The sequence below is a fragment of the Legionella quateirensis genome, assembly GCF_001467955.1.
GTDB lineage: Bacteria > Pseudomonadota > Gammaproteobacteria > Legionellales > Legionellaceae > Legionella > Legionella quateirensis.
Genome location: NZ_LNYR01000031.1, coordinates 1 through 20651, shown reverse-complemented (window position 1 = coordinate 20651; position 20651 = coordinate 1). Strand labels below are relative to the sequence as shown.

Below are 20651 nucleotides of genomic sequence, written 5' to 3'. Positions count from 1 at the left end.
ATCTTATATTCTGGTATTACATCAAATCGCATCAAGAGGAATGAGGAACTCACGAATAATGTAGTTTTGACACAAATAAAATGATAAAGAATGGACCCTCCGCCTTCGCGGAGGGTGACGATCATGACAGCGGAGGGTGACGGGATATCGCGGAGGGTCACGATGATGACAGCAGAGGGTGACGGGATATCGCGGATGGTCACGACAGCAGAGGGTTATTTAACCTGTTTTAACCAATCTTCTAATACTCTAATAGTTCCCAAACTGTCCGCTAAAGAAATAGCGTTCACCTTCTGCACACTATTCTTCATGATGTGACTGTTTACTGTATCAATTTGATAGGTATACAAAGGTTTTTCCGCCTTGATAATGAACTCAAGTTCATTTTTATCTTCATACAGTTGAACAACACATTTATTATTCTCCTCATCCGGGAGCCAAGGGTTGGTAACTGCCCTCAAACTACCCAAAGTTCCATAAACATCAAACTGCCAGACCATCTCAATATCATCTGCTGTAGACACTACAGCAATTGCATTATCCTCAAATTTCAAAATTGCACTCGCCTGACTATCATTGAGATTATTCTGATTCAATCTTCCGGTTGCAACAAGATCAACGGGCTCAGCCTTGGCAAGAAGCCTTATTAAGGATATGGGGTAACATCCCAAATTTCGAATACTTCCCCCGGCTATTGGATTAGCCAGATCTGCAATAGGAGCGGTATAAAGTGCATTGTATAATTTGATATCCCCAAGAACCCTGCTTTGTATTATTTCTTCCATTTTTTGGGTCAAGGGATGACATCGATACATCAACGCTTCCATACAGAACACCTTGGTTGCCGCGAGCACTGAAATCACTTCCTGTGCCTCTTCAGTATTCAGAACCAAAGGCTTCTCACATAATATATGTTTTCCAGCATAGGCCGCTCGAATGATCCACTCTTTATGAACATGATTCGGTAAACCTATATAAACTGCATCGATGTCCTGAGCATCAATCAGTCTTTGATAATCATCATATATTTGGGGTATTGAAAACTGTTGTGCAAATTGATTGGCTGAATCTGGAGAACGACTCCCAACTGCAACCAGCTGACTGGTTGCTGAAGATTGAATGGCCTTTGCCATCACTTCAGAAATAAAACTGGTACCCAGAATTCCCCATCGAATGATTTTCCCTGACATGTAATGCTCCAATGTTCTCAAAAAACGTTATTGATTTTAAGGTATTTTCTTTTCAAGATAGTGATTATATGGAATTAAACTGGGCTTCGCTAATATTCGCAAAAATATAACAGGACTTACGAAAAAATCGGTTAAGTCTGGATTTTTAACTATTCAATTTTATGATATTCAATCAACTCTATGATTAAACTACTGGTAACATGATGAATTACTCATTTGAATTGGTAGCCTGGACTAGGCACATCTTCGTCTAATACAGGCTATGCTTGCTAAATCAGGTTCACGGTCTTGTCCCGATACCAGGTGTTTCCGGGGAAGTTTCCAAAGATTCCAAACGCGTTGAATACAGCAGAGGCTTTAGCATTTGCTTAAGTAAAAAATTCATCCCTTCACCCGTTTTTGCACTTGTTGGTTGATAGATATGGGTGTGAATATGCAGCAGCTTTCCTTCCGCGCTGCTGTTCCACTGTTCTATCGCTTGAGCAGGTTCTTCATGACCCACAACGCACTTATCTTCCAGATCGCACTTATTACCAATCAGAATCAACGTGAACTCAGGATTTCTGCAAAAAGTCTGCACTCGTTTCAACCAAAGTTGAATATTGTCAAAACTTTCACGGTTAGTCCTATCAAAAACCAGCAGAATCACATCATTCCCCGTAAAATAACTGCTGGTAATTGAAAGAAATCGAGACTGTCCGGATGGATCCCAGATTCTGACAGGTTTTTTGTCTATGTGAGTTTCAAGCATGTCAACACCATAGGTTAGCGTTGAGGTTTCTTGAAACGTGCCATCTTTCAAACGCCGAAGCAAAGCGGATTTGCCTACACCCGAATCGCCAAACAGCGCACATTTACGCGGATATTCCTTCTGGCGCACTGGCTGTAAAAATGCGTACCGCGTCGATTGCGACACTGGCACGGGAGGCACTCGCTGTAATGTTGCAATGGCTTCACGCACACGGCTCAGGACACTTTCAGAAACAGACGCCATGGTCTTCCCTTCTCCGTTTATCGGGACAATGTTTATGGGTATCGTAGTATGGTTTTTCAGGATAAGGCGGGAAAGTTCTTGCTGAGGGGCAGTCAACAGACCCGGAATTGGCGCGCTGCCATCCCTCAGAGGGTTATTGTACACGTATACAAACAGATAGTTGGAATATACTGCGGGTTGCTCCTTCATAAGCGTTATTGCAAGCGCTCCCATGCCCACAATATCAACAGTCATAATAAATGGCCTCTCTTGCTTCAGCATGGTTTTGGCCAGAATGTCGTAGTGCTCTATAAGCCTCGCATCCAATTCGTTTGTCTGTCCTGACAAAAGAACCTCTTGCGTGGCCTGTAAAATTCGTTTACTTCTCTCTGAATCACCTGCACTGATAAGGGTGATACCATGACTCTGAAGCATCTTGTAATGCTCGAGACTTTCAAGAAGCAGATCAGTTATCAGTTTTTCAGCAGTTTTGGCAAGCTGACTAATCCGGACTTTCAATTCCGCGCTCGCTGGCGGGTTTGTACTGGCATTTCTTGCCGCAACATCTGCCTGAAGCCCTTTATAGAATTGAAGCACGGGCACTTCGGTTTCCTGCACGACCTGACTTTCCAAAAAAAGTAGGTACTTTTGAAAATAATCTCCTTCAACCTGTGCAAATTCGTCAATTTTTTCAAATAATTTTTGCTCTGCCTTTTGAAGGAATTGACCATATTCGTCTTGGGTTTTTTGAAGATTGGCTGCTGCAACCTCTATCAACTGCTCAAGCGTCAGATGATTATCAATTAAAAAATGTGTGAACCCAGCCCGTTGCACCAGATCCTTGGTTATGATGTTCATCAACGGAATGAAATTGGGGTCAAAAACCGTATCATTAACGATAATGACGGAAAGTTTTTTCAGCGCCTGCGCCATGACTTCGGAAGAAGCTGCCATTGGTTATACTCCTTGTAAGATATCGAGCGGCATTTCAATAACTATGTGGCTACCACCTTTATAGGTACTAAAACACGATCAATAATAATTGTTGATTGGTCTCAAGTATCAGCAGATTGTAAGCATTAATTTCTACGAGCTTCAGTTAGTGGAATAGCAAGCCTGTATTAGACGAAGTAGCAGTAATCCAGGAGACTCAAAACACTGAGCTCCCGCATTTCCATACTCAAATGCGGGATAAAATAATTTATTTAAACTTAATAAATTAATGATTTACTACAGCAGGATTATTCACGCCATTTTGATCATGGTAAGCTAGAATAGTAACCTTGGTACCAACTCGCATGAACTCTTCATTAAGCCATTTTGCAGCACTGGGCAGAACTCGAACACAACCATGACTGGATGGATGATCGGGAACTTCATATGCGGCATGTATGGTAAATCCTTGATAGAAATACATACAATAAGGCATTTTTGCGCCGCCCTTGGTATCTACAGGATATTCCCCTGAGCGACAATCAGCACCACGTTTATTATAAACACGGAAAGTACCTGTAATCGTTCTACAGGATTGATTGCTGTTTTCTTCACAAACGTCAACTCCGGCAGAACCGCTACCAGTCATTACTCGTTTCCCTTCTTCGTCATATGCAGCCCATGCAGATGCTTTAGGATCGAAAATAAACTGTCGTTCTCCCGATGCTTTTATTTGCATTGGAAAATAATCACGTCCTCGTTTATCCCTTAAATAGTGAGTTGTTCGATGAACGTATCCAGCATCATCAGTAATTAAAGTAGATTCGTCATATTCAACGCAGGACGTAAGACCAAGGCATAGGAACAAACCAAACCAAACCAACTTTTTCATTTAAATTTAATCTCCACAATATATTCTCAAATCATTCAGAATGTACTTCAAATCATTCTGAATGATTGGTTAACTAAAATACACTATATCCACTGAGCAGAGCGGATATTAAATCAATCTTTTAGTCGTCTGTATTTAATCCGCGATGGTCTAGTTGCCTCATCACCCAAACGTCTTTTTCTATCTGCTTCATAATCACTGTAATTTCCTTCAAAGAACGTAATTTGTGAATCGCCTTCAAAAGCCATTAAGTGAGTACAAATTCTATCTAAAAACCATCTATCATGCGAAATAACGATTGCACAACCCGGAAAATTAAGTATTGCCTCTTCCAAGGCTCTTAAAGTTTCCACATCCAAATCATTACTCGGTTCGTCAAGTAATAAAACATTACCACCACTTTTCAATAATTTTGCCAAATGTACCCGATTTCGTTCTCCCCCGGATAATTGGGACATTTTCTTCTGTTGATCGGTACCTTTAAAATTAAATCGTCCAACATAAGCACGAGAAGGCATTTGGAAACTACCAACCTGCATAATATCGTGACCATCGGAAATTTCTTGCCAGACTGAATTATTTGCATTCAGATCATCACGCATCTGATCAACATAAGCCATCTGCACCGTTTCTCCAATACGAATGGTACCGCTATCAGGCTCTTCCTGGCCAGTGATCATTTTCAAAAAGGTTGATTTACCAGCGCCATTAGGACCAATAATACCTAATACACCGCCTTTTGGAAGAACGAAATCCAGGTTATCAATAAGAATTCTGTCTCCAAATGCTTTAGAAATTTTTTCGCCTTCCAGTACCAAATCGCCAAGACGCTCGCCTGGTGGAATGTATATCTCATTGGTTTCATTTCGTTTTTGAAACTCTTTGGAATTCATTTCTTCAAATCGTGCGAGTCGTGCCTTATTCTTGGCATGTCGTCCTTTTGGAGAAGTTCGAACCCACTCCAACTCGGCCTTTATCGCTCGTTGATGTGAATCTTCCTGTTTTTTCTCCATATTTAAACGTTCTTCTTTCTGTTCAAGCCAGGATGTATAGTTACCTTTATATGGAATTCCTTCCCCTCTATCCAGCTCCAGGATCCACTCTGCGGCATTATCCAGAAAATATCTATCATGGGTAATCGCCACTACAGTGCCAGGGAATCCTTCAAGATAATGTTCCAACCAAGCGACGCTCTCTGCATCAAGGTGGTTAGTCGGCTCATCAAGCAATAGCATATCTGGATTGGAAAGCAACAAGCGGCACAGTGCAACCCGTCTGCGTTCCCCTCCAGAAAGCTTGCCAACCACTGCATCCCACTCTGGTAATCTCAGAGCATCAGCAGCAACATCCAGTTGTCTATCAAGATCCCAGCCACCACAGGCTTCAATTTCATTTTGCAACTCACCCTGTTCAGCAAGCAGGGTATTCATTTCATCGTCACTCATGGGTTCAGCAAAGCGCATGCTGATCGCATCAAAACGCGCCAATTTATCTTTGATTTCAGCTACACCTTCTTCCACTACTTCACGTACGGTTTTTTCCAAATGAAGTTGTGGCTCTTGCTCCAGATACCCTATTCGGATTCCAGGTTGAGGTCTTGCTTCACCTTCAAAATGCGTATCGACTCCTGCCATTATTCGCAATAAAGTCGACTTACCGGAACCGTTTAAACCTAATACACCGATTTTGGCGCCGGGATAAAAACTTAATGAAATATCTTTTAAAATAAATCGTTGATTTTCAACAATTTTACTCACCCGATTCATGGTGAAAATATACTGTGCCATAATACTCCAATCCTCTTAAAATCTGGATCTGTTACCAATCAAGAATCACTTTACCTGACTGACCTGATGCCATAATTTGAAACGCGTGTTCATACTGGTCAACCGGAAAATGATGGGTCATCACCGGCTCAATAGTTAATCCACTTTGTAACATGGCTATCATTTTATACCAGGTTTCAAACATTTCTCGACCATAAATACCTTTTATTACTAATCCTTTAAAAATGACCTGATTCCAATCAACTGAAGTTGACTGAGGTGGGATACCTAATATAGCGACATGTCCGCCATGATTCATGGTTCTCAACATATCATTCAAGGCCATAGGATTTCCTGACATTTCCAGACCAATATCAAAACCTTCCACCATACCTAACTCAGCAATAACATCATCCAGTTTCTCATGTTTCACATTAACTGCTCGAGTAGCTCCCATTTTTCGGGCAAGATCCAGACGATAGTCATTAACATCTGTAATGACTACATGACGGGCACCTATGTGTTTTACTATTGCAACGGCCATAATGCCTATTGGGCCAGCGCCAGTAATCAATACATCTTCACCCACCACATCAAAAGCCAGCGCACAATGAGTCGCATTGCCCAGTGGATCCAGTATAGATGCCTGATCGCCGGTAATATTATCAGGAAGAGCTATAACGTTTGTAGCTGGAAGAGCCAGATATTCGGCAAAGCATCCTGGTCTATTAACGCCAACACCTAAGGTATTACGGCATAAATGTCGTTTACCTGCATGACAATTACGGCAAAAGCCACAGGTTATATGCCCTTCCCCTGAAACTCTTTGGCCAACTTTTAAACCTTGAACTTCTTTACCCACCTCTACAATTTCACCATAAAACTCATGGCCAACTGTCATGGGCACTGGTATGGTAGCCTGTGCCCATTCATCCCAGGTGTAAATATGAATATCCGTACCGCATATTGCAGTCTTTTCAATTTTAATCAATACATCATTAACACCGTATTCTGGAACTGGTACATCCTGCATCCAAATTCCGGGTTCTCTTTTTGCTTTGACTAACGATTTCATTCAGTACCTCAGAATAATAATGAGTTAATTTAATCCTGCATTAAAACAGGAACAGTTTATCCATTTATTTGCGGCATCTCTATTTGACGAAGAGCACCTTGTTAGATAACAGAAAATTCCTTACCAACCGTTTCAAATGCATTCAAGGCTTTGTCCAAATGATGCAATTCAAGAGCGGCTGACATCTGTGTTCGAATCCTGGCCAGACCTTTTGGCACAACTGGATAAGAAAATCCAACGACATAAATACCCAATTCCAACAATCGATTGGCTATACGGCCAGCCAAACTGGCATCACCAAGCATCACAGGAATAATGGGGTGTTCGCCTGGAATCAGTTTAAATCCTAATTCGGTCATTCCTTTACGAAAATAGTGGCTGTTGCGTTTTAATTTTTCAGCCAGAGAATTACTTTGAGTTAATTGGTCCAGCACTACAGATGAAGTATGAGCGATTACCGGTGCCAGAGTATTTGAAAACAGATAAGGTCTGGAGCGTTGGCGCAACCATTCTACGATTACATGGTTTGCGGAAGTGTAACCACCGGAAGCTCCCCCTAACGCTTTTCCAAGGGTACCAGTAACAATATCAATTCGATCAGTCACACCAAAATGCTCTGGAGTTCCTCTTCCAGTCGTGCCCATAAATCCCACTGCATGTGAATCATCAACCATCACCATGGCATCATATTTGTCTGCCAATTCACAAATCGCAGGAAGATTTGCCAATATGCCATCCATTGAAAAAACACCATCCGTAGCAATCAATCGAAATCGAGCATTTTTAGCTGCGATTAATTGTTCTTCCAGAGCACTCATATCATTATTTGCATATCGATATCGTGCGGCCTTACACAATCTGATTCCATCAATAATACTGGCATGATTCAGCGCATCACTGATAATTGCATCTTCTTCACCCAACAAGGTTTCAAAAAGTCCTGTGTTAGCATCAAAACAAGAAGAATATAATATTGTATCTTCCTTACTCAAAAATTGACTGATTTTCTGCTCCAGCACTTTATGAGGAGTTTGGGTTCCACAGATAAAACGAACAGATGCCATACCATAACCGTATTGTTCAAGAGCTTTTTGTCCTTCAGCAATAAGCACAGGATCATTTGCCAAACCTAAATAATTATTGGCGCAAAGATTTATTACTTCTCGTTCATTTACTTTTACATCAGCTTGCTGCTGACTGGAAATAATGCGTTCTGATTTAAATAAACCTTCATCTTTAAGAGTTTCCAGGTCGGTTTGCAAATGATTAATAAATCGCTCAAGCACTATTCTCTCCAATGGCTGTTGACAAAGTTATAAATAATAACAAATTTTAAACATAGTCACCATGAAATACCGATAAGAAAAATAAGAACTTTCACTTTCCGACATTTATGCTTAGCACATAGGATGAATTCTTGCTAAAATTGGCCCAAAGTTTTAACCTATCAAAGATAATTAACTCGGTAGAACAAATGAGCAATCAAAGCGCACGCATTAATATGGTCAAACAACAATTAAGAACTGGCGATGTTTTAAACGATTCCATACTTGATTTATATGATCTCATTCCTCGTCATGAATTCGTACCAGAACTTTACACTCATTTTGCGTACTCAGACATGCAGATACCCTTATCACATGGCCAAAGAATGTTAACTCCTCTGGAAGAAGGACTAATATTACAGGCTTTGAACCTTAAAGGTCACGAAACGGTATTGGAAGTGGGAACAGGAAGCGGTTTTTTTACCGCAATGTTGAGCAAGTTATGCAAAAAGGTACTCAGCATCGATTGTTATTCTGAATTTACTCAGTATGCAAAACATAAACTGGAAGCCCATAAATGTACTAATGTAGAGTTATTTACAGGTGATGCCTGCCGTGGATGGCTCGAAAGCGCGCCCTATGATGTTATGGTGTTTACTGGAGCGCTGGAACATTTAACAGAAACCCATAGACTTCAGATATTACCAGGTGGTAAGTTATTCACTATAGAGGGTAAATCCCCTATAATGCAGGCTCGTTTATATAACTTAGATCATAATGGTATCTGGACAGAGAACTTGCTTTTTGAAACAGATATTCCTCAACTAGTAGATCAGTTAAAACCAAAAGAATTTGTATTCTAGGGAAAGCTCGGATGAAGAGATCGTTGCTGTTCTGTATATTAACTCTAGGTCTATCAACGCATATTCATGCAACAGATCTAATGGATATTTATCAACAAGCTCTTGAAAACGATACTGTATTCAAAAATGCCTACGATACCTACATGTCCAGTACAGAAGCGATTCCTCAAGCCCGCGCAGCTCTTTTTCCCCAAGTTGGAATTAATAGTCAAGTGGGACGTAATCTTCAGTCGATACAAGCCGGTGGACTGAGTACTAACCTCTATTATGGCAATACAGTATGGCAAGTAACGGCATCCCAGGCAGTATTCAATTATCAGGCATGGGCAAAAGTCTCACAAGCCAAAGCATCGGTTAAAGCGGCACAGGCCACATTTAATAATGCAGCCCAGGATTTAATACTCAGAACTGCCAAAGCCTATTTTGATGTATTATTTGCCAAAGACACCCTGGATTTCGCTGAAGCCAAGAAACGTGCAAATAAACGTCAGTACGAACAGGCCTCTCAACGTTTTCAGGTTGGACTGGACGCCATTACCTCGGTTTATGAGGCAAAAGCAGCTTATGATCAATCCATTGCAACCGTTATTTCGGCCCGGAATAATCAGATAAACCAAAGCGAAAATTTACGAAAGCTGACAAATCATGTCTACGAAACTCTGGCACCTCTTCGAGACAGTAAAATTCCATTAATTAAACCTGAACCCAATGATGTTAACCAATGGATTGATACAGGGCTCAAGCAAAACTATAAATTATACGCCGCGAAATACAATCTTGAGGTTGCAAAAGAAAATGTTAAATCATTATCAGCAGGTAACTGGCCTGTCTTTTCCATACAGACTAACGCAGCTCAGACCCATAATACTGTAGACAGCACCTCATTCTTTGCACCAACCAAACAAACGCAGGCCAGTGTGGCATTGGCAATGAATTTCCCTGTATTCCAGGGTGGACTGGTACAGTCTCAAACCAGACAGGCACAATATGGTTTTCAATCGACCAGCGAGCAACTGGAGCAAACCTACAGAGACGTAGTTGTTAACAGTCGTATCGCTTTCAATACGATTACCGATGGAATCAGCAAAGTCAAAGCAGATAGACAAACAATTATCTCGCAACAAAATTCTCTGGAAAGTACTGAAGCGCAGTTTGAAGTCGGTACTCGTACCATGGTTGATGTGGTCAATGCTCAACAACGACTGTTCGAGGCCCAGGAACAATTAGCACGGGATCAATACGATTTGATTAATGCTATATTAACTTTAAAATATCTCGCCGGCACATTAAATGTTAACGATATTGAGCTGGTAAATTCATGGTTAGCGACTACTCGGGTTAATGGAATGGCTTCAGTATCCAGCGCCACCACTAAATAATAGATTAGGTTGTTATATGTCGTCCAATCCCACATTAGTAGAAAAAAAATTATTACATTATACCGGAAAAGCCATCGCTGATTTTAATATGATTCAGCGAGGAGACCGAGTCATGGTCTGTTTGTCCGGGGGCAAAGATTCATTCACCATGTTAACCATACTGGATCAATTACGACGGCGTTCAGGTAACAAATTTGAACTGTTTGCCTTCACTCTCGATCAGGCACAACCTGGATGGAATGATTCGGTTCTCCGTCAATGGCTGGCTGACCGTTCCATACCACATGAAATACTGACTCGTGATACTTACAGCATCGTAAAGGAAAAAATTCCTGAAGGTAAAACCTATTGTTCACTTTGTTCACGATTACGTCGAGGCATTATTTATCGCTACGCCGAAGAACACGGATTTAATAAAATAGCCTTGGGACATCATCGTGACGACATGATTCGCACCTTAATGATGTCTATTTTATATAATGGTGATATACGCTCCATGCCTCCGAAACTGTTAAGCGATAACAAGAAGCATATAGTCATTCGCCCAATGTGCTACGTACAGGAAAAAGACATTATCACCTTTGCCGGTGAACAGGCATTTCCCATCATACCCTGCAATCTTTGTGGTTCGCAGGAAAATCTGATGCGTAAAAAAGTAGCGCATTTAATAGATCAGCTGGCTGCTGAAAATCCTAAAGTTCCAAGCAATATCCTCCATGCGTTGCAAAGTTTAAAACCAAGCCAGCTGATGGATCAAAATATGTGGAATTTTAAAAATCTTGAACAGGAATTAATCACTCCCAGCGCTACCGCAAAATCGGAAGTTTTTAATGCTGAGGAATTTGAGATTTTGGAAGACTAAAAACTAACACAACAGATACAGGCGCTGACATATCAAAACGGCACCATCTACTCCAGTTAAAAAGATGGTGTCAGTGCTTCAATTCAATGAATTCTCTCTATTTTAATCCAGAACACGCTCCTGTGTTTTTAAAGTGCTACAAACTCTTTTATACCCTACAAAAAAAATCTGTAACATTCTTTACAAATATATTACATAATGTATAGTATATGTTTTGAACAAGCCAACCGCAATGCATCACCAAAAAGAGCGTAAAATGCGCATCATGATGAAAAAAAGGGCTGGCAAGACCCATATTTTGTTTGTCTCAGATACAGGAACTTTTCGATGATCAATAGAAAAATTATAAATTCACGTAAATTTCGTGTATATACTAAACGTTATTTCAAATTTGATTTTGTAGCAGCCATAGTTGTATTCCTGGTGGCGATTCCTTTATGTTTAGGAATCGCGTTAGCATCAGGTGCCCCACTATTTTCTGGAATTTTAAGTGGAATAATCGGGGGTATAGTCGTTGGTAGTATCAGTGGTTCTCATATCAGTGTCAGTGGACCTGCTGCGGGTATGGCCGCAGTTGTCGTTACTGCGATTGCCCAAATTGGCGACTTTAATTCATTTTTACTCGCGCTGGCATTAGCCGGTTTACTACAAATCATCATAGGCAGTTTTAAAGCCGGATTCGTTGCCGATTACGTTCCTACCAATGTAGTTCAAGGCTTGCTTTGTGCAGTTGGAATTTTATTAATAATCAAGCAATTACCGCTAGCATTTACCCTATCAACAGATTTCGATGAACTGAAAACTCACTTATTGGAAACAGCTGATGTAATTACCCTAAGCCCTCTCCTGGCTCTATCGCATCACATTAACTCAGGGGCTATGTTAATTACCGCAATATCCATGTTTATTTTAATCTACTTCGAATATACAAAAATTAAATTATTAAAAGAAATTCCTGCTCCAATCATTGTGGTAATCACTGGAGTATTTCTCAATGACCTGTTTCAATGGCTCGACTCCCCTTTAGTACAAAATTCACCGCAACTGGTGAATATTCCCGAAACAACCGGGTTATATGAATTTTTTAGTCAACTTCAATATCCCAACTGGGCTTCCTGGACGAATCCTAAAGTGTATGTGTACGCGTTAATCATCGGGATAGTTGCATCACTCGAGACTCTGCTTAATTTCAAAGCAGGTGAAAGAATAGATAAAAGAAGACGGCATGTTTCAACCAATCGTGAGTTAATCGCGCAGGGAGTTGGTAACATTACTGCTGGTCTTATTGGAGGAATCCCGGTTACTTCGGTAATTGTCAGAACGTCGATTAATATTCAGGCCGGTTCTAAATCTAAAGTATCAACAATTTTACATGGTGTATTCATTTTGTTTGCAGTCATGTTGGTACCTGGAGCTTTAAACAAGATTCCTCTGTCCTCACTTGCTGCAATCTTGATCTACACGGGCTATAAGCTCAATAAACCCTCTATATACCGTAATATATATTCTCAAGGCAGCGATCGCTTTATCCCATTTATAGTAACTGTGATCAGTATTATTGCCTTTAACTTACTCGCCGGCATTCTGATTGGTCTATCCATCTCACTATTTTATATCTTAAAATCGAACAGTCAGACACGGATTGATATTATCAAGGAAATATATCCCAATGGAATTACCAGCCGCATCATTCTTCCCCAACAGATGACCTTTCTAAACAAAGCTGCCTTGGTAGCCGAACTGGATTCCATACCCAAGCATGCTCAATTGATTATCGACGCCAGATATACTCAGTATATAGATAAAGAAATTCTGGAATTCTTAAAAGAATTCAAAGAGGAGCAGGCTCCCAGTAAACATATCGCTTTAAACCTGACCGGCTTTAAAGATCATTATAAAATTCATAATTACATTGATTTTATTAATGTAACTACTTATGACGTTCAATCCAATCTTTCACCGGCAGAAGTACTCAATATATTACATGAAGGTAACCAACGTTTCCTGCATGACACCCGCATACACCGGTCGAATCGAATTGATATTAAACATACAGCAAAAATGCAACATCCAATTGCTGTTGTCCTTGGTTGTATTGACTCACGTGTTCCCGTTGAAACTATTTTTGATATGAGCTTCGGTGATATCTTTTGTATTCGTATTGCTGGAAACGTCATTAATGATGACATTCTTGCCAGTATTGAATATGCCTGTAATGTGGTTGGCGCCAAATTGATAGTCGTCCTTGGCCATACCCGATGCGGAGCAATTCAGTCTGCATGTGATAACATCAAAAAAGGACATATTACTCAGTTGCTTTCAAAAATTAAGCCCGCAGTTCAGGCAGAAACTCAAACCATAGAGAATCGTACAGGCCAAAATGCTTCTTTTGTTACGCGAGTGACAGAACTTAATATTGCCAACACGCTACAACATATTTATTCACAAAGTGACATATTAAGAACGATGATTACCAACGAAGATATCGCAATAGTTGGCGCCATGTATGATGTGAATAGTGGTAAAGTCAAATATAAAAACTATGCTTATGAATTGATTGAGCTGGAAGGTACGGAACAAAAAACATTGGTAGAGAAATGCGAGAACGTCCTTCAGCAAGCTAAATTAAATGCCTAATCACAAAGTGCGATACTCTTTAACCTGAAGTCGGCAGTTGAATGTACTGGTAATTGAACTGCAGACTTCAGGGCAAAGTCTCCGCCCCATAACAGGACTAAATTCTGATTACTTTTAGTACTGAACACGTCACTCGCCTTAACCCATCACTTTATTGACAGAATTCTGGATATTAGTCTTTACTGTAACTAATATTTAGATAGGTGTTTACATTTACCTGGCAAAAAGAGGATTAAGCCATGATTAAACAGTTTGCATTACTTGTTACAATGCTGTTTTCACTGATTTCTTCCCCTGTTCCTTATGCCTCAGTTACTAATTTTAGTGAAAAAGCAGTAACAAAATGGACACAGAAAATATTAATGGAATCATTAACTGCCAGCTATCACGACTCTCAGTCCGATATTGAACGAGTTCAAAAGTACTACTCTCATGCCGCTTGGGATCCCATGAACTTATTTTTTGATAAAGAACTCAAAGCAATTAATACCCATAAACTGACTTTACACCCCAGACCGCTAAATAAACCCACAGTAAGCCAGGAGAATAACTGTCAGGTCAAACCTTGCTGGAGGGTGAATCAATCCTATAATCTTCCTGAACTTCATTTAAACATCGATTTTTCTTTACTGATTATCCGTTCCTCTACAACTGAGTATTTAATTCAGAGTCTTAACATGAAAGTTGAGCACTATTAATTTCACTTTCTGTAGGGTGTGTTGACAATTCACCAAAATACTCCCAACGTCCCGCGACTTGTTCGCGGGACGTCGAAATTGGAATTGTCAACACACCCTAATTGACAAAAAAAACATCTATAGCTCATCAGGCAATCCTTGACTCATAAAATCAACCCATGTTTTCACTTTAGGTTGCATATACCGTCCAGGATGGTAATAGAGAAACACAGGTATCCTTGGCATTTGATAATTCGTCAATAGTTCCACCAATTCCCCACGGCTTAAAGCATCCGCCACTTGATAATGATGAAGAGCAACAATCCCTAATCCTTTAATGGCACTATCCAACATGGCCTGAGCATCATTAAGATACAGAACAGGCAGTAAATATACCGTTTCACCCGATGGAAAGGTCCAGGCATCATTTGGTCTTCTCATAGTATGAGTGATGTAGTTATGACTTGATAAATCCGAAGGAGTATCAGGACAGTTTTTTAAACCAAGGTATGCTGGCGAGGCACAAAATACATAACGGGTAGTGGTAATTTTCTTTTGAACTGAGTTTGAAGCAACTTGCGCCGACATCCCAAATACTACATCCAAATCCTCTTCCAGAAGATCTGGAATATGTTCGGCAATTTGTAAATCAATCGTAACCTGCGGATACTTGTTCATATATTCGTTAAGGCGAGGCAAAATATAATTATCAGCAAAATATCGTGAACTTTTCACCCTTAATAATCCTGTAGGCTCCTGTTTTGCGGAAGCAACAACTCCATTGGCTTTATCCAGGGCGAGCAATACACTTTGTGCTTCACGGTAATACGCTTCACCGATTTCAGTAAGTGATACCTGTCGCGTTGTACGATGCAGAAGCATGACCCCGAGGCTCGATTCTAATAAACTGATTTGTTTGCTGACTGCTGCTGCAGAACGATTCAAAACCTTAGCTGCTACAGTAAAATTGGCACATTGTGCAACCTTGCAAAAAGTATGAATTAAACCTAAGGTATTCATCAGTATTCCTAATACATATCGCCAATTATCTCATGATAAGTATATAATAACCCACCATTTAGAATTTAGACTACTCCAGGAGCTGAAATGCGTGCATCCCAATGGTTTTTAGCGACCCAAAAAGAAACTCCAAGTGATGCTGAAATCACTTCTCATCAATTAATGCTAAGAGCAGGTATGATTCGTAAACTGGGCTCCGGGCTTTATACGTGGATGCCACTAGGTCTTAAGGTACTGCGCAAAATAGAGCATATTGTTCGTGAAGAAATGAACAAAACTCATGCAATGGAAGTATTGATGCCAGCGGTACAACCTGCTGAATTATGGCAGGAAACAGGTCGATGGGAGACCTTTGGCGGACAATTGCTGACGATGTGTGACAGTAATAAACGTGAATATTGTTTTGGTCCAACACATGAAGAGGTCATCACCGATATAATGCGCAACGAGCTCCGCTCTTACAAGCAGCTACCGGTCAACTTTTATCAAATTCAGACCAAATTTCGAGATGAAATCAGACCACGATTTGGCGTCATGCGCGCTCGTGAATTCATTATGAAAGATGCCTATTCTTTTCATTTAAGTATGGAAAGTTTACAAGACACCTATAATAATATGTACCAGGCCTACAGCCGAATATTTAATCGTATGGGATTGAAGTTCCGTGCCGTAGAAGCCGACACAGGCGCTATTGGTGGTTCCGCATCTCACGAATTTCAAGTATTAGCGGACTCTGGTGAAGATTTAATTTTTTACTGCGATAACAGTGATTATGCAGCAAACATTGAACAAGCAACCAGTTTGAAACCAGCCAAAGCAAGCAATGTAATGGCTAAATCCATAGAACTGATTGATACCCCGAATCAAAAAACCATAGCCGAAGTCGCACAATTTTTGAAAATTGACAGTAAAGAGACGATCAAAACGTTAATTGTTCAGGGTAAAGATCATCCTATGGTTGCTTTGGTTTTAAAAGGTGATGACGAGCTCAATGAAGTAAAAGCAATAAAACATCCTCTGGTTCATTCACCTTTAATCTTCGTTGACGAAGAAACCATTATGAAATCACTTAATGCTCCAGTTGGTTCCCTTGGACCAGTCAATTTGAGTATTCCGGTGATTGTCGATCATCATGCCTTAGCCATGTCATCCTTTGTCTGTGGCGCGAATCAGGCAGATAAACATTATATTCATGCGGCCTGGGATAGAGATGCTGTCTATCAGGATGCATTTGATTTACGAAATGTTAAAGAAGGAGATGCGAGTCCAGATGGAAAAGGCACACTTCATTCATGTCGTGGTATAGAGGTTGGGCATGTGTTCCAGTTAGGAGATAAATACGCCAAAGCAATGAATGCCGCGGTACTTAATGAACAAGGACAGTTACAAACCATGCTTATGGGATGTTATGGATTAGGAATTAGTCGTGTCGTAGCAGCAGCTATAGAACAACACCATGATGAACAGGGTATAATCTGGCCTCAGGCTATTGCACCATTCCAACTGGTCATTATTCCCATTAATGGACAAAAATCACAGCAAGTAACTGATTATGCGGAACATTTATATCAACAATTTTCCAATGCGGGTTTGGATGTATTATTAGATGATCGCAATGAAAGACCCGGCGTTCTCTTTGCTGACAACGATTTAATTGGTATACCACACCGTCTGGTAGTAAGTGATCGAAATCTGGATCAGGATTGTGTTGAATATAAAGCGCGATCTGCCAATGAATCACAGCAGATAAACAAGGATAACGTAATTGATTTCATCCTCAGCCTGTTCGATTAAAGGATAAATAGTAAGAGGCAGCCAAGCTGCCTCCAAAGCATGTAATCACCTGCTTAAGGGACAAAAGCCCGAATACACCGTATACTACTACCGATGGTCTTACTGTTGAAAAACTGGTCTCCAAAGCCGAAATATTGCGCCCAGGCGCTGAATTGAGCATTAAGAACATACTCGGAAGAACTCCAATAAATAGAAGTCACAAAACCGCCTAAATTTTTCAAAGACAGTGTTGCAAATAAGTTGGGTCTAAAATTCGAACAGCCAGCATTAGTATTAATACCTATATAGCGCCCCAACTCACAAATCGCTGGCAGATACCAATCTGTATATCCTTGATCTGCTTTGTTGAGACAGACTTGCGCCGCTGGATATTGACCTACGGGAGTTGCAAGAGAATTGGAGTTGGTTAATCCATCCAGAAGACTGTTTGCTGGCGTGTTATCGAATAATGTCGCCCACGCATATGAAAATGGCTCATCGAGTAATGCCGCCACTTTCCCGCCAATACTGCCCGTATTTGAAGTAGTATTATCCACTGTGAATAAATACCCCCCCTGATAAATGCACCCATAGCCCAATATCAGTACATTAATGTCGATTGGTGTGGCGTTATCCGCGCTGACCGTCACTACAGTTGGCACAGGGGTTCTTCCAGGCGATGTATTGCAAGAGATGGCAGTGGCATCGGGACTTGCAGTAGCTCCAGGAGTAATCGTGAGGTCGCAGGTTGCATTCGAGTTAAGAGAGCCAGTACAGGTATTACTCGTTATTGAAGATCCAGATGGAAATGCGGTTGAACTCACCTGAAGATTCGTAGCGGTTATACTGCCTCTATTCCGAATTCGGATGATGCGTGGAGTGAGGGATAATGCAGGATCGGATGTGGGTAAGGGACTATTGATGGATAAGGTCAGATTTGAGGTTAATGGAGACAATGTGGTCTGATTAAAAGTCACCTCAATCGTGTGATCGGCTTGAACCGTGTTCAACTGGTAGGAGGTACCGCCATTTTGAACTACGTTCCCATCCAGTAACCATTGATCGATGGCAAAATAGGCATTGGGAATTGCGGTAAACGTAATGCTGGATCCGTAATTAACCATCTGAGGCACTGCGGGAGAGATGTCTCCGTTCGCCCCCGCGGAAGGTGTGACGGTGTACTGTACGGGAGTAAAAGTTACCTCAACAGTATGATTGGCCTGAATATTATTTAACTGATAACTGGTGCCGCCATTTTGAACTGCGTTACCATCCAGTACCCATTGATCGACTAAAAAATTAGTATCTGGAATTGCAGTAAACGCTAAATTTGACCCTGAAAGAACCACTTGAGGCACCACTGGATCAATGACTCCATTAGCCCCAGCCAAGGAAATCACTGTGTAATAAGCAGGAGGAGGTGGCGGTGGCGGCGGTGGAGGAGATGGTGGTTGCTCTGTGAGACGAATATGTAATTGAGCCTTCTCACTTGGACCGTAACACATCAAGTTGTTACCCTGTTGACATAAAATAGGCCCCCCAAAAACGTCTCCTTGTAACGTGGATCCGTTAATATTCAAGGTTAGGGTACAGCTTCCATTTAGGGGAAGTTGACAGGGTTGGCTTTGCGATATTCCTGGAATCTGTTTCATCACCAGATTTTTAGGACTGGTCGATTGATTGTGTATGGTATAGATGACCTTCGTATTGCTGCCTTTATATACAGTAATATCGGTTGGTGTTTGTGGGGCAAAAATCCATAAAGGCTTGGCAGCTTGAGCACTAGACAGAAAGAAAAAAAAGAAAAAAATAGCCATCACCTTTGTAAAAAAAGTTCCTGGTGTTTTCTGCATGGTCACTTTCCTTATGCCTACATAGAAAATTCAATTAAACCCAAGGCTATCCTTTTTTCATAACAAAAAGACAACAAAGCTTTAATGCACAAAATACTGTGCGCCTAAGGCCATCCCTTATTTTAGACCATGTTACGGATTTTATATTTCAAAATCAATGAGATACATGGCACTCTTCATTTCATCAGTCATGTCCAATTATTGCTCAAATTTTAAAGCCACACTTAAACCCTTTAATTTACACATTTTATACAAATCGTCATCCTTCGCGAAAGCGATATCCCTACAAAAATTAGCATGATGTTGTATTATTGAACAAATTATTAAAGCCTCGTAACTCCTCACGTACTTAATTGAACTGGCTCTCTCAGCCCCACGCTGCGCGAAATGAAAGACACGACGTTTTCTTTGCTGACAACGATTTAATTGGTATACCGTATCCGTTCGGCCAAATACACCTATTACAGAATTAAAAACTGCATAAACTGAGCTTCTCAAAAAGAGGAGCTAAAAAAATGAAATCAAAAGAAGAATACTGGGATCGCCTATTTAAAGGCTATGAACGAAGTGGTTTATCGCAAGAGGATTTCTGCAGTGAACAAGGGATCCCCATTGCAAAGTTCAAGTACCAATGGCGTAAAAAAATAGGACCAGGAAGCCGGATGGATGGTGCACAAAATCAAGCAGATAACCCCTGTCATTTTGAACCGATACTGATTAGTAAAAAAGATTCTGCTCCCCAAGAACTTGTAACGAACCAATCGATTATTATCCAATTTCCTAATCAGGTTCGCTGTGAATTAAAAATGGATATAAAAGGCAAGGATTTTTCCTCATTATTAAATCAACTGAGGTTGCTATGCTAATTCCAGAAGGTGCTCGGGTTCATTTATATTGTGGGATTACAGACATGCGCAAATCCATCAACACTTTGGCCATTCTTGTGCATGAGGTTTTTGGAATGGCGTTTGAGTCAGGTCATTTATTTTTATTTCGTAGTCATTGTGGCTCCAAACTAAAGGCTTTGTACTATGAGGAGTTTGGTTTTACCTTATGGTATCGCAGATTAGAGAAAGGAAAATTCATTTTCCCACGAAATACACAAGGCCATATTGAGTTAACCAAAGAGCATTTAAATTGGTTAATGGCGTCTAATAAATATACGTTTCACCCAGGAGAGGAACCTGCAATTTATCTCGATTTTCATTGAAAAAAGCTAAAGACATCAAGGTGATTATGGTATAATTTCGGTCATGAAAACGACTCATGACCACTCCATTTTATCTCCTGAATTTCAAGCAATTCTTACCCCGCTTCACGATGAAATTGAATCATTACAGCAAGAAGCCCAAGAATGGAGAGAGAAATATCATCATCTTTTGGAGCAATTGCGTTTAGCCAAACAACAACGATTTGGTCGCTCCTCAGAAGCCCATTTAGGGTAAGGGAGAACTGCAATTTGATGAAGCGGAGTCGGTTGAAACCACCGAGCT

General features: G+C 40.6%; 17 protein-coding genes. 9 read left to right on the top strand and 8 right to left on the bottom strand.

All coding sequences use genetic code 11. The features are described 5' to 3' along the window. Positions 1-215: 215 nt before the first annotated feature. From Lqua_RS09770 to Lqua_RS09745, 6 genes are all read right to left on the bottom strand, one after another. Positions 216-1190, bottom strand: a complete 975-nt coding sequence (locus Lqua_RS09770) for a Gfo/Idh/MocA family protein (RefSeq protein ID WP_058474096.1) — start codon at positions 1188-1190, stop codon at positions 216-218. 280 nt (positions 1191-1470) lie between these two features. Continuing rightward, a complete protein-coding gene (locus Lqua_RS09765; RefSeq protein WP_058474095.1) occupies positions 1471-3117 on the bottom strand; it encodes a Rab family GTPase in 1647 nt (548 codons plus the stop codon). A gap of 265 nt (positions 3118-3382) precedes the next feature. Next, complete coding sequence (locus tag Lqua_RS09760; protein ID WP_058474094.1) at positions 3383-3988, bottom strand: L,D-transpeptidase; 606 nt, start codon at positions 3986-3988, stop codon at positions 3383-3385. 113 nt (positions 3989-4101) lie between these two features. Beyond that, positions 4102-5775 carry an energy-dependent translational throttle protein EttA gene (gene ettA / locus Lqua_RS09755; protein WP_058474093.1) on the bottom strand — a complete coding sequence of 558 codons (1674 nt, stop codon included), beginning with the start codon at positions 5773-5775 and terminating at the stop codon, positions 4102-4104. 31 nt (positions 5776-5806) lie between these two features. Further along, a complete protein-coding gene (gene tdh / locus Lqua_RS09750; RefSeq protein ID WP_058474092.1) occupies positions 5807-6829 on the bottom strand; it encodes an L-threonine 3-dehydrogenase in 1023 nt (340 codons plus the stop codon). Positions 6830-6930: 101 nt separating this feature from the next. Further along, entirely contained in the window at positions 6931-8115 is a 1185-nt protein-coding gene (locus Lqua_RS09745; protein WP_058474091.1) for a glycine C-acetyltransferase, read from the bottom strand. Between the two features lie 188 nt (positions 8116-8303). Here Lqua_RS09745 and Lqua_RS09740 point away from each other — a divergent pair, with 188 nt between their 5' ends. From Lqua_RS09740 to Lqua_RS09720, 5 genes are all read left to right on the top strand, one after another. Then, entirely contained in the window at positions 8304-8957 is a 654-nt protein-coding gene (locus Lqua_RS09740; protein WP_058474393.1) for a protein-L-isoaspartate O-methyltransferase family protein, read from the top strand. Between the two features lie 11 nt (positions 8958-8968). Next, complete coding sequence (locus Lqua_RS09735) at positions 8969-10336, top strand: TolC family outer membrane protein (protein ID WP_058474090.1); 1368 nt, start codon at positions 8969-8971, stop codon at positions 10334-10336. Positions 10337-10352: 16 nt separating this feature from the next. Then, on the top strand, positions 10353-11198 hold the full coding sequence (ttcA, locus tag Lqua_RS09730) for a tRNA 2-thiocytidine(32) synthetase TtcA (RefSeq protein WP_058474089.1): 846 nt from the start codon (positions 10353-10355) through the stop codon (positions 11196-11198). Positions 11199-11525: 327 nt separating this feature from the next. Continuing rightward, complete coding sequence (locus tag Lqua_RS09725; protein ID WP_058474088.1) at positions 11526-13835, top strand: bifunctional SulP family inorganic anion transporter/carbonic anhydrase; 2310 nt, start codon at positions 11526-11528, stop codon at positions 13833-13835. Positions 13836-14074: 239 nt separating this feature from the next. Then, entirely contained in the window at positions 14075-14533 is a 459-nt protein-coding gene (locus Lqua_RS09720) for a hypothetical protein (RefSeq protein ID WP_058474087.1), read from the top strand. 117 nt (positions 14534-14650) lie between these two features. Here Lqua_RS09720 and Lqua_RS09715 read toward each other — a convergent pair whose 3' ends face one another. Further along, the gene (locus tag Lqua_RS09715) at positions 14651-15532 is read right to left on the bottom strand and encodes a LysR family transcriptional regulator (RefSeq protein ID WP_058474086.1); all 882 of its coding nucleotides are present in this window, start codon (positions 15530-15532) and stop codon (positions 14651-14653) included. 87 nt (positions 15533-15619) lie between these two features. Between Lqua_RS09715 and Lqua_RS09710 the strand changes: the two genes are divergently transcribed. Further along, positions 15620-17326: a proline--tRNA ligase gene (locus tag Lqua_RS09710; protein ID WP_058474085.1), complete on the top strand. Its 1707-nt coding sequence runs from the start codon at positions 15620-15622 to the stop codon at positions 17324-17326. Between the two features lie 53 nt (positions 17327-17379). Here the strand turns inward: Lqua_RS09710 and Lqua_RS09705 are convergent, their stop codons facing one another. Then, positions 17380-19158: an InlB B-repeat-containing protein gene (locus Lqua_RS09705; protein ID WP_162264399.1), complete on the bottom strand. Its 1779-nt coding sequence runs from the start codon at positions 19156-19158 to the stop codon at positions 17380-17382. Positions 19159-19673: 515 nt separating this feature from the next. Here Lqua_RS09705 and tnpA point away from each other — a divergent pair. The 3 genes from tnpA to Lqua_RS09690 are packed head-to-tail and all read left to right on the top strand — an operon-like array spanning position 19674 to position 20603. Beyond that, on the top strand, positions 19674-20024 hold the full coding sequence (gene tnpA, locus Lqua_RS09700; protein WP_058474084.1) for an IS66 family insertion sequence element accessory protein TnpA: 351 nt from the start codon (positions 19674-19676) through the stop codon (positions 20022-20024). After that, a complete protein-coding gene (tnpB, locus tag Lqua_RS09695) occupies positions 20018-20368 on the top strand; it encodes an IS66 family insertion sequence element accessory protein TnpB (RefSeq protein WP_058474083.1) in 351 nt (116 codons plus the stop codon). The genes tnpA and tnpB overlap by 7 nt, the downstream gene beginning before the upstream one ends. A gap of 43 nt (positions 20369-20411) precedes the next feature. Next, positions 20412-20603, top strand: a complete 192-nt coding sequence (locus Lqua_RS09690; protein WP_058474082.1) for a hypothetical protein — start codon at positions 20412-20414, stop codon at positions 20601-20603. The last annotated feature ends 48 nt before the right edge of the window (positions 20604-20651 follow it).